This is a genomic window from Halomonas sp. Ps84H-12, assembly GCF_024124725.1.
GTDB classification, from domain to species: Bacteria; Pseudomonadota; Gammaproteobacteria; order Pseudomonadales; family Halomonadaceae; genus Vreelandella; species Vreelandella aquamarina.
The window spans coordinates 63138-73191 of record NZ_JAMXSJ010000020.1 but is presented as its reverse complement, the minus strand read 5'-3'; the positions used below and the strand labels follow the sequence as shown (position 1 = coordinate 73191).

Here is a 10054-nt window from a genome sequence, read left to right as displayed (position 1 = left end):
TGCAGAAGCTGAGGGGCAGGTTAAGAGCCACACAACAGCACCAACGCCAACACCAACACCAACACAGGGGGGGTGAAGAACCCACGCCTCAGCTCATCCATTAACCTCAAGTCCGACAGACTGCTAGGCGGAGATAGCGATGAACGAAGCTACGTTTTTTTTGCTTATTTCTCTATAAAAGGGTAATAAAATAACAAAAATGCACAGCAAAACGTCATAATTCTCGCGAACGATTCGACTGCATTTGCGTAAGGAGGGCCTTGTGGCCAGTACCGCACATGTTGGTAATGCGCTTGCCGACCTCATCATACCGCTCGTAAAAGGCGACGGCCCCAGCCCTTCCCGCTTGGATCGCGTCAGCCTGCTCTGCCTGGGCAGGCAGCAAGTCCGTACACCTCTGATGTATGACCCTTGTCTCATCATCATCGCTCAGGGGCGCAAAGTGGGCTATCTGGGCGACCGAGAGATTCACTACAACCCCGGGCACTATTTGGTCCAGACGCTGCCCATGCCGTTCGAGTGCGAAACGTACGGTTCTCCCGAGGCCCCGCTACTGGGTATGTCGGTCAAACTCGACCCAGCACTGCTCAGTGAAATGGTCACCGCGATGGGCGAGGGATACCCGCCAAGCAGCACCGCGCCTTTGCCCATGGCATCGGTCGCAATGAACGAAGGGATGCAGGATGCCGTCATGCGCTTGGCCCATACGCTGCACGATGCGGTTGCGTGCAGCGCCATGGGCGATGCCCGAATACGTGACGTGGTGTTCGAAGCGCTCAAAGGTGAACAAGGCCCGGCTTTGAGGGCGCTGGTGCAGGGGCACGGCAACTATTCACGCATCGTGCAGGTGCTCTCGCAGCTACATACCCACTTTGCAGAGGACTTTTCGGTAGAGCGGCTCGCGCAGCAGGCGAACATGAGCGTGTCGACGTTTCACCAGCATTTCAAGCAGATTACCCGCGCCTCGCCCGCTCAGTATCTCAAGCGGCTGCGCTTGATCAAAGCGCAGCAGCTCTTATTGCAAGATAGCCATAACGTGAATCAGGCGGCGCTGGCGGTGGGCTACCGCAGTGTGCCGCAGTTTAGCCGCGACTATAAGCGCTACTTTGGCGAGTCACCGCTTCAGCATCGTCGCCAGGAGCAGGCGCTGCGCGCTTAGTGGCCTTTAGACACGCCCTGCCTATTTAGCGAAGATCTGGCTCTTGTCTTTGAATGCCTTGAACTCGAGCGCATTGCCGCAGGGGTCGAGCAGAAACATGGTGGCCTGCTCGCCCACTTCGCCCTTGAAGCGAATGTAAGGCTCGATGACAAAGTCGGTGTTACGCGCTTTCAAGCGCTCGGCCAGCGCTTCCCACTCGTCCCACTCCAAAATGACCCCAAAGTGAGGCACCGGTACGTTATGACCATCTACCGGGTTGGTGTGGGCGCTCTCTTGTCCGGGCGTTTTGGGATGCTCATGGATCACCAACTGATGTCCGAAAAAGTCGAAATCGACCCAATGATCGCTGGAACGGCCCTCTTCTAGGCCAAACACATCGTTGTAGAAAGTGCGCGCCAAAGCGACGTCATAAACGGGAATGGCTAAGTGAAAGGGGGAAAGGCTCATGGGTGTCTCCTGATAGGTGCTTTTGTTGGTACACGGCTAGCGCGCTGCGCTTGACCCGTGTCACTATCCTAAAAGGCGCAATGTAAAAATTAAATCAATTGTTTTTTGATCTATTCACAAATTTTATTGATGAAAATCTCACCATGATCCGCGAACTCAAAACGCTCATCGCCGTTGCCCAGCACGGCACCTTTGCGGCAGCGGGCCAGCATATCGGCCTGACCCAAGCCGCCGTCAGCGCGCAGATGAAACGTTTAGAGGCAGCGCTTGGCGTAGCGCTGTTCGAGCGCAGCGGGCGGGCAGCGGTACTGACTAAGCGCGGACAAGAGACGTTGCAACAAGCGCAGGCACTGATAGCCCTATACGGCACCTTAGGCGCCGCTTCTGCTGGACAGGAAGCTGCCACTCGCGTCAACTTGGGTGCGATAGCCTCCATTCAACGCTCGCTTCTGCCGAACGTATTGGCGCATTTTCACCGTCAGTTTCCCGAATGCCGCTCCCGCGTGGTGCCGGGGCTGTCTCTCGCACTGATGAACCAGGTGGATGCAGGGGAACTGGACATGGCGGTGATCATTCGACCGCCGTTTTCGCTGCATAGCGACCTGCGCTGGCAGCCGTTGGCCCATGAGCCGTTTCGTCTGCTGGTGCGCCGCAGGCTAACCACGGATGACTGGCGGGCGCTACTCACTCAACAGCCGTTCGTCCGCTACGATCGTGCCTCGTTCGGCGGCCGTCAGGTCGATCGTTTCTTGCGTGACAACCACTGTCACGTCAGGGACGTGTGCGAGGTAGACGAGCTAGACGCCATCATACAGCTGGTGGCCAACGGCGTGGGCGTGGCGCTAGTGCCGCAGCCAAGCGCCCTTCGGCGCTGGCCCGCGGGCGTGCGTGCCATCGACTTGAAAGAGCACACCTTCCATCGCGATATCGGTATCGTTCATCGCGCTAGCGGCCAGCTCAGCAAACCGGCCCAGGCACTGGCCGCCCTGCTGACGCAAGTCGCCGCAGCCGAACACTAAAACGCCAGCCCGAGGGCTGGCGCTAGTGAGCACGGAGCGCATGTGGCTTAAGCCTCGGTAGTGCTTTCGGCTTCCGTACTGCTCTCTTCTGTCATGCTCTCTTCTGTCATGCTCTCTTCGTCTGCACTCGGCTCGTCTTGCGACGCCTCGTCAGCGCTGGGTAGGTTCATGGGCTCGTCTAAATTGAGCGTCTGTGCCGTGTAAGCGCGCACCTCGCGCAACAACTCAGGGTTCTCCGCCAGCTTTTGGCCGTACGAGGGAATGATCTCGGTCAGTGTAGATTGCCACTCGTCGCTGGCCACCTGAGTCGGGAAGACGCGATCCAGCAGGCCAAGCATGATCGACGGCGCAGTAGACGCGCCCGGCGACGCGCCCAACAGCGCGGACATGGTGCCGTCCTGCGAGGTCACCACTTCCGTACCGAACTGTAGCACGCCGCCACGCTCGGGGTCGTTCTTGATGATCTGTACGCGCTGACCCGCCGTCCACAGCGTCCAATCGTCACGCTGGGCGTTGGGATAGTACGCCTGCAGCGCTTCGAAGCGGTCGTCGTCGGACATCAAGACCTGGCCGACGAGATAACTGACCAGATTGAAGTTATCCAGACCGACTTCCATCATCGGCCAGGTGTTATCCAGCGTCATGGAGCCAAATAGATCCGTCCAAGAGCCCTCTTTCAAGAACTTACTGGAGAACGTGGCAAAGGGCCCGAAGAACAGCGCAGGCTCGCCATCCAGATAGCGCAGGTCCAGGTGCGGGACGGACATGGGCGGCGAACCTTCGCCCGCTTTCCCATACGCTTTCACGTCGTGCTGTGACACGACATCCGGATTGGTGGTGTAGAGAAACTGGCCACCCACAGGGAAACCGGCGTATACCTCGGCTTCGGGAATGCCCGATGCCTGCAGCAGCGGAAGCGCTGCACCACCGGCGCCGATGAACACGTAGCGAGCATCGACCGTGCTCTCTTCACCGCTGTCCAGGTGGGCAATGGTGACTTGCCAGGTATCGTCGTCGTTACGGCTCAGGTCACGTACTTCGCTGTGCAAACCGAGCGTAAAGTGCTCGCTGCGCGTCAGCGCTTCGACCATTTCACGGGCCTGAGCACCGTAGTTCACTTCGGTGCCCATTTGCATGCGCGTGGCGGCCACTGGGCGGTCGTCGTTGTCACGACCTTCCATGATCAGCGGCATCCACTCGGCCAGCTCTGCGCGATCTTCCGAGTACTCCATGCCCGCATACAGCGGGTTCTGCGTCATTGCGTCGTAACGCTCACGCAGGAAGCTGACGTCTTCATCGCCCCACACCACGGCAATGTGCGGCACGCTATTGATAAATGAGGAGGGTTCACCAAGAATGCCGTTCTCGACTTGATGCGCCCAGAATTGACGAGAAATTTCGAACTGCTCGGTGACGTTGATGGCGCGCTGGATCTCGACACGGCCACTGGCATCCGGCGTGTAGTTCATTTCCATGAACGCAGAGTGGCCACTACCGGCGTTGTTCCACGCGTTGGAGCTCTCTTGCGCCACTTCACCAAGACGCTCGTAAAGGTGAATGTCCCACTCCGGCACTAACTCTTGCAGGTAAGTGCCTAACGTAGCGCTCATGATACCACCGCCGATGAGCACCACATCGATCGGTTCATCGGCGGAAACAGGCGATGTCGCCAAGGCTAAAAGTGGTGAACAAAGTAACAGACTTAAACGTTTTTGCATGTCATGTCCCTGACGATACAGAAATGACGTACCGGAACAGCAGGTGCCCAGCGTCGAGGAGGGTAAAAATTGCGACGAAAGTCTAACAAACAACCGGGATCACGGAAATATAAAAGATCGCTTAAATGAGAATGAAAGGAATTAACGAATGAAGCCAGAAGACCTAGAGAAGTTGGTGACGCACAAGATGCCGTTCGGTAAATATGAGGGCTGGCTCATTGCGGATTTGCCAGGCCCTTATTTGAACTGGTTCGCTCGGGAGGGTTTCCCCAACGGTGACATTGGTCAATTGCTGCATTTGATGCATGAAATCGACCATAACGGCTTAGGTGACTTGTTAACGCCGCTGCGTCAGCGCTAACGAAGCGGCTCATCCGCTTAATCGCGGGCACGCAGCGCCTGGTCGCGCTCTTCTATATAACAAGCACACTGCTGGTTCGGATCGCTAGGAAACCGACCTAGCGCGACGGCTTTCTCGAAAAAGCCGCTACCCGGTAATCCATCTCCCCGACGGCTGATCACCAGGGCGGCGATCATCGGCCGCCCGGCGGCGACGTCCTGCTCCATTAACTGCTCCAGCGCTTGTGTCACCCGTGCAATGGTGCGCGGTGGCGTCAGCCCCAAGGCGTTAGCAACCTGCTGATAGGTCATGGGCAGTGCACTGGTGGGTGCCTGAATGAGGAGCGTGCGCACTTGGTGGGCAAGCATAGCGATGGCATCGGATGAGCGCATTGGGTCGTGACTCGCTGATTCAATCATGTGGTAGAAATAGCCACGCTACCACATCGCTGACTATGCTGTGGCCAGACGATACGTTCCTATCACTGCGAGGAGAGACAGATGGTCGGTAGACGCAATCAGCGACATTACAGCCGCTGGCCTAAGGCCTTTGCCTGGCTAAGCGTGCTGGCGCTCGTGGCGGCAGCGCTATTAATGGCAGGGGCTGGCCCCGCCTATCGCTGGCAGTGGGTCGGCTTAGGAGAGGCCTTCAACCTGCTACGTAATGGTGTCTATGCAGCCACGGCGGCAGTGGCGCTGAGCGTGTTGGTGCTACTCATCAGCGCATTCACTCGGCGGGGCGGCACGGCGATCGTGGCCATTGGCGTGCTCATGCTCACCGCAGCCCTACTCTACATGCCCTGGCAACAGTGGCAGCGCGCTCAGCAAGCGCCGGTCATCCATGACATCACCACCGATACCCAAAACCCGCCAGCGTTCGCTGCCCTGCGGGAGGCCCGCGAAGCCGCCCCCAACGAAGTAGACTACCCAGGCGAGGCGACCGCCGAGCAGCAGCAAGCGGCCTACCCGAACGTTCGCCCCTTGGTCGTCGATGCCCCTGCCGCCACCGTACTGGCTGCAGTGCAGGCCGAAGTAGAGGCCGCCGGTTGGAACATTGCCGAGATTACCCCTACCGGTTTGGAAGCCACCGCCGTGACGCGCTGGTTTGGGTTCGAAGATGACGTGGTCATTCGGCTGACCGAGCAGGGCAACCGCACTCGGGTGGACATGCGCTCGGCTTCGCGGCTGGGGGCCAGCGATGTAGGCACTAATGCGCAGCGTATCGAGACGTTTATGAGCGCGCTGCGCGAGCGGCTAGAGTAACTCAGCCGGACGTGGCTAGTGAACGTGTTTTTTGTTGAGTACGTCTTTATGCAGCGTGCTTTCACGGGAAAGAATCTGCTGGGCGTCCAGCTCACCGATGGACACGGCTACGTTGGCGGGAATATCGCCGCTAAGCTGTAGAGCCTGGTAACGCAGCGCGCAGACCCTCAAGAACGAGGTGAAATTCCCCAGGTCATGGCCCGCATCGATCGACTCGTGATACAGCCGAGTGATCATCTGCGCGGTGTTCATTCCGTCGCGCTGCGCGATCTCTTCCAGCAGTCGCCAGAAATAATTTTCCATCCGCACGCTGGTCACCATACCATCGATGCGCAGCGAGTGGGTGGCGCTGCGCCATAGGTCAGGGTCCGCATCGATAAACAGTTTGCACATGGCCATCTCCCCTCTTCGTCTCATTCAGCATAGCCGCCGAGCAAGCGCGCGCCCAGCGCAGGCGCGCACCTGTTGCCGATCGCCGCTACTGATCGAGTAACGCCATAAACTGCGCCAGCCAAGCAGGGTGGGCAGGCCATGCGGGTGCGGTGACCAGGTTGCCATCGGTCACCGCGTCGGTGACCTCTATGTCCGCGAACTGCCCGCCTGCCAACTCGACCTCAGGTTGACAAGCAGGGTACGCCGAGCACCGTTTTCCCTCCAGCACCTTGGCCGCGGCCAGCAGTTGGGCGCCATGACAAATCGCCGCCACCGGTTTCTGGGCATCGAAGAAGTGCGTCACCATCGCTAACACTTCTTGGTTCAGCCGCAGGTACTCCGGCGCTCGGCCACCGGGCACCACTAGGGCGTCGTAATCGGCAGGGTCGACGCTGGCGAAATCCGCATTCAGCGCAAAGCGGTGGCCCGGCTTCTCGGTGTACGTCTGGTCGCCTTCGAAATCGTGAATGGCGGTGGCCACGGTATCTCCCGAGGCTTTGCCGGGGCAAACCGCATCGACACGGTGACCTACCGCCATCAGCGCTTGGAAGGGCACCATGGTTTCGTAATCTTCGGTAAAATCACCGGTGATCATTAGAATACGCTTGCTGCTCATCTCCATTCTCCTTGTGATTGTCGTCGGTGGAGCACGCCATAGGCGTGTGGTGGCAGAGTAGCAAGCCGCGAGAGAACGGGGGTAGTACGCCATTACTACAGCGCGTCAGCGATATGTATGGCTCGCCCCAACGCAAAAAAGAGCGCAAAAAAAGCCCGCTACGATTGAGCGGGCTTGGCACGACAGGTCGGGGTTACAGAAGCGCGTCGATGGGGCGCTTGCCGTCCAACAGCGTGACTTCTTGGTTGATGAGGTCGGGAGTTTGCACCACGCGCAGCAGTGCATAGGCCACGTTGGCCCGGGAAATTTGGTTATCGCCCGCTTCGTCCACGCTGCTAGCGAACTTGAGGGTCGGCGCTTCGTCGGTAAGACGGCCAGGCTTGACGATGACATGGGAAACGTCACTGTGGCGGAGGTGGGCATCGGCGGCGAACTTGGCCGCCATATAGGGGCGCATTTTTTCAGGCGCCTCCAGCGGCTTTTCTGCCCGCATGGCGCTGACCATGATATAGCGCGAGAGCCCCTTCTGGCTGGCGATATCGGCCGCACGAATCGCGCCAAATAGATCGATCAATAGCGTTTTGTCAGGGCCTGTGTGTGGACCAGAACCGGCGGTAAAGACGACTTGATCGCATCCTTCGAAGGCGTGCTCCATCTCGCCTTCTAAATCGCCCACGACGGTACGAATTCCCCGTTCTTGGAACCAAGTGGCCTGCTCTTCGTTACGAATCATGGCTTTAATGGGCGTGCCTGCCTCTTTGGCTAATGCACAGAACTGTTTACCGATCTGACCATTGGCACCAATCACTAAGGTCGTCATTTTGCCTCCTTGTCTATCGTGTCCCCTGTATCAGTGTAGGCGGTGCGTCCAAAGTTCAACCGTAAATACAAACACGGCGGGCACCTTCCGGTGCCCGCGACAAGACCGAACGACCCACCCCGGGGCTAAGTCAGGCTATGGTGCTCGGGCTGGCTTGGCAGCGCGGCCGGTTGGCCAACGCCATGACTAACGTGAAACCGGCTGACCAAGGTATGCATGTCGCCTGCGCGTTCATCCAACGTATGGCTAGCGCTGGAGGCCTCTTGCACCAAGCGTGCGTTTTGATGCGTTACTTGATCCAACTGTGAAATGGCCTGGTTGATCTGATCGATACCGGCCGACTGCTCTTTCGTCGCGTCTGCAATCTCCGTGACGTAACGAGTTACCTCGGAGAGGCTATCGACAATATCCTGCAAATGATGGCTCGATGCGTTTACTAACTGCTCGCCTTCGCTTACTTTTTGTACGCTGTCGTCTACCAAGTGGCGAATTTGCGCGGCCTCTTCTGCACTGCGCCCTGCCAGCTTACGCACTTCTTGAGCGACCACGGCAAAGCCTCGTCCTTGTTCACCCGCTCGGGCTGCTTCCACCGAGGCGTTCAGTGCCAGCAAGTTAGTCTGGAAGGCAATATCGTCGATGGCTTTGATGATGGAGGTGATTTTTTCACTCGCTTGACGAATGTCACTCATGGCCGCCGTCGTGCGTTTGGCGACATCACCCGCCGAGCGCGCGCGGTCATCCACGCTGTTGCTCGCGCCCTTGGCCTGATCGGCATAGTCGGCGGTCTGCTTGACGGTGGCGGTAATCTGCTCGAGGCTGGAAGCCGTCTCTGCCAGCGATGCCGCCTGTTGGTCAGTACGCTGAGAGAGGTTTTCATTACCGGAGGCGATCTGGCGGCTGCTTGCGGCAATCGCCTCGGCGCTTTCACGGATCTGAGCCACCATGCCTTCGAAGGTGTCCATCATACGGTTGAAGGCTTGGGCAGCTTGACCGACTTCGTCATCACGCTGCAGCGCCAGCCGCATGGAAAGGTCGGCATTTTCACCGGCGGCACCGCTGATGCTCTCCATCTGACGACGCATGGCCACCAGCGGCCCCAGTACGCGTACCAATGTGCGCCAGCCAAAGATGGCCAGTACGACGATCACGCCCAAGGTAACCAACACCAGCAGCGTACGGCCCGCATTCGCCAACGTTTCGGCCTCTTCACTGGCGCTCGCCGCCTGGGCGACGGTGTAGGCTTCGATATCGCCTAGCGCTGAGCGCATCTCACGTGTTGCCGCCGCCACGTTCGCCAACGCCGCTTGCACTTGAGCACCCAGATCCAGTTGCTGCTGGCGCAGCGCGTAGACCGAATCGGCATCTTCCACCATCAACCCGTTCAGCTCGACGATGACCTCATCGAGTTCGCCAATGAGCACGCGCTGCTCGACGGTCGTGCTGGGGGCCTCGGCAATGGCCGCCAAAGACTGTCGTGCCAGCGCCACCTGTTGGGAAATTTCGTTGCTACGCAGATTGACCAACGCATCGATGCTATCCACCTGCATCATCTGTCGCCCCAGATCGGACAGCGTGGCAACGGCCATACGGGCGTTGCCGCTCAGACGACCGATATCGACACGAGCAGAGAACATGCTATCCAACAGTTGAGTCGGCAGCGTGGTGGTGCCCTCTTCCCGCCATGCTTCCATGAGTTCGCGCTGCCGACGCTCTTCGCGCACCTGAGCCAGAGCGGTACGTCCGGCGATGTCTTCGGCACTGCGCATGACGTTAGTGATGGCCGCCTGCATTTGAGCAATCTGCTCGGCCATTTGGGCCTGCAGGCTCAGCGCATCGCGCCGCACGTTTTCCAACGCCTCGTCGCCAGCCATTAGCTCTTGGTACTGGCTATCCAGTGCAGCGAGCTGCGCTGCGGCATTGGTCTGCTCGATACGCGCAAGCCCCGTGCGGGCTTGGCTATAGCGTGCTGTCAACTCGCTGCGCGGCGTGACTTCTTCCAACGCTTGGAGATTACCAGCGGCGAGTAGATCGGCATGTCGCTGGCCAAAGGCACCCATGGTCAATACCATGCTGCGGCTCGCATCTTGCAGCGGCAGCACTTCATCGGCCACGAAGTGCTGAACGTTGATCAGCCGCTGGTTGGTCATCCACCCAGTGCCGGCCAACACGATGCTGCCCAGCACGGCGGCGACAAAGAGGCTAATGAGCATCGCGCGGATACTTATGGTTTTTTTCATCAGG

The 10054-nt window shown here is 58.8% G+C and carries 11 protein-coding genes; 4 read left to right on the top strand and 7 right to left on the bottom strand.

Features of this window, described 5'->3' with window-relative positions:
- Nucleotides 1–262: 262 nt before the first annotated feature.
- On the top strand, nt 263–1159 hold the full coding sequence (locus tag NH344_RS11155; protein WP_044628418.1) for an AraC family transcriptional regulator: 897 nt from the start codon (nt 263–265) through the stop codon (nt 1157–1159).
- A gap of 21 nt (nt 1160–1180) precedes the next feature.
- Here NH344_RS11155 and NH344_RS11150 read toward each other — a convergent pair whose 3' ends face one another.
- Nucleotides 1181–1606 carry a VOC family protein gene (locus tag NH344_RS11150; RefSeq protein WP_044628417.1) on the bottom strand — a complete coding sequence of 142 codons (426 nt, stop codon included), beginning with the start codon at nt 1604–1606 and terminating at the stop codon, nt 1181–1183.
- Nucleotides 1607–1749: 143 nt separating this feature from the next.
- On the opposite strand from NH344_RS11150, the gene NH344_RS11145 reads away from it, so the two are divergent.
- Nucleotides 1750–2625, top strand: coding sequence for a LysR substrate-binding domain-containing protein (locus tag NH344_RS11145; RefSeq protein ID WP_044628523.1), 876 nt, complete (start codon nt 1750–1752; stop codon nt 2623–2625).
- A gap of 47 nt (nt 2626–2672) precedes the next feature.
- On the opposite strand, the gene mqo is transcribed toward NH344_RS11145, so the two are convergent.
- Nucleotides 2673–4343 (bottom strand): malate dehydrogenase (quinone), encoded by a 1671-nt coding sequence (mqo, locus tag NH344_RS11140; protein ID WP_044628416.1) that lies wholly within the window; start codon nt 4341–4343, stop codon nt 2673–2675.
- A 148-nt stretch (nt 4344–4491) separates the two neighbouring features.
- Here mqo and NH344_RS11135 point away from each other — a divergent pair, with 148 nt between their 5' ends.
- Nucleotides 4492–4704: a DUF3820 family protein gene (locus tag NH344_RS11135; RefSeq protein WP_044628415.1), complete on the top strand. Its 213-nt coding sequence runs from the start codon at nt 4492–4494 to the stop codon at nt 4702–4704.
- A gap of 17 nt (nt 4705–4721) precedes the next feature.
- Here the strand turns inward: NH344_RS11135 and NH344_RS11130 are convergent, their stop codons facing one another.
- The gene (locus NH344_RS11130) at nt 4722–5075 is read right to left on the bottom strand and encodes a hypothetical protein (protein ID WP_044628414.1); all 354 of its coding nucleotides are present in this window, start codon (nt 5073–5075) and stop codon (nt 4722–4724) included.
- Nucleotides 5076–5183: 108 nt separating this feature from the next.
- Between NH344_RS11130 and NH344_RS11125 the strand changes: the two genes are divergently transcribed.
- Nucleotides 5184–5945, top strand: a complete 762-nt coding sequence (locus NH344_RS11125; protein ID WP_044628413.1) for a DUF1499 domain-containing protein — start codon at nt 5184–5186, stop codon at nt 5943–5945.
- A 15-nt stretch (nt 5946–5960) separates the two neighbouring features.
- On the opposite strand, the gene NH344_RS11120 is transcribed toward NH344_RS11125, so the two are convergent.
- The 4 genes from NH344_RS11120 to NH344_RS11105 all read right to left on the bottom strand — a co-directional run bounded on the left by NH344_RS11120 (nt 5961) and on the right by NH344_RS11105 (nt 10050).
- A complete protein-coding gene (locus tag NH344_RS11120; RefSeq protein WP_044628522.1) occupies nt 5961–6338 on the bottom strand; it encodes a ribbon-helix-helix domain-containing protein in 378 nt (125 codons plus the stop codon).
- 85 nt (nt 6339–6423) lie between these two features.
- On the bottom strand, nt 6424–6993 hold the full coding sequence (locus NH344_RS11115) for a DJ-1/PfpI family protein (protein ID WP_044628412.1): 570 nt from the start codon (nt 6991–6993) through the stop codon (nt 6424–6426).
- 193 nt (nt 6994–7186) lie between these two features.
- Complete coding sequence (locus tag NH344_RS11110) at nt 7187–7813, bottom strand: SDR family oxidoreductase (protein WP_058576890.1); 627 nt, start codon at nt 7811–7813, stop codon at nt 7187–7189.
- Between the two features lie 125 nt (nt 7814–7938).
- Entirely contained in the window at nt 7939–10050 is a 2112-nt protein-coding gene (locus tag NH344_RS11105) for a methyl-accepting chemotaxis protein (RefSeq protein ID WP_044628410.1), read from the bottom strand.
- Nucleotides 10051–10054: the final 4 nt, after the last annotated feature.

What these genes read in the sequence shown, in the direction of transcription:
- NH344_RS11150 (WP_044628417.1), bottom strand. Translation starts at nt 1,606, where the DNA reads ATGAGCCTTTCCCCCTTTCACTTAGCCATTCCCGTTTATGACGTCGCT.
- NH344_RS11145 (WP_044628523.1), top strand. Translation starts at nt 1,750, where the DNA reads ATGATCCGCGAACTCAAAACGCTCATCGCCGTTGCCCAGCACGGCACC.
- mqo (WP_044628416.1), bottom strand. Translation starts at nt 4,343, where the DNA reads ATGCAAAAACGTTTAAGTCTGTTACTTTGTTCACCACTTTTAGCCTTG.
- NH344_RS11135 (WP_044628415.1), top strand. Translation starts at nt 4,492, where the DNA reads ATGAAGCCAGAAGACCTAGAGAAGTTGGTGACGCACAAGATGCCGTTC.
- NH344_RS11130 (WP_044628414.1), bottom strand. Translation starts at nt 5,075, where the DNA reads ATGCGCTCATCCGATGCCATCGCTATGCTTGCCCACCAAGTGCGCACG.
- NH344_RS11125 (WP_044628413.1), top strand. Translation starts at nt 5,184, where the DNA reads ATGGTCGGTAGACGCAATCAGCGACATTACAGCCGCTGGCCTAAGGCC.
- NH344_RS11120 (WP_044628522.1), bottom strand. Translation starts at nt 6,338, where the DNA reads ATGTGCAAACTGTTTATCGATGCGGACCCTGACCTATGGCGCAGCGCC.
- NH344_RS11115 (WP_044628412.1), bottom strand. Translation starts at nt 6,993, where the DNA reads ATGAGCAGCAAGCGTATTCTAATGATCACCGGTGATTTTACCGAAGAT.
- NH344_RS11110 (WP_058576890.1), bottom strand. Translation starts at nt 7,813, where the DNA reads ATGACGACCTTAGTGATTGGTGCCAATGGTCAGATCGGTAAACAGTTC.
- NH344_RS11105 (WP_044628410.1), bottom strand. Translation starts at nt 10,050, where the DNA reads ATGAAAAAAACCATAAGTATCCGCGCGATGCTCATTAGCCTCTTTGTC.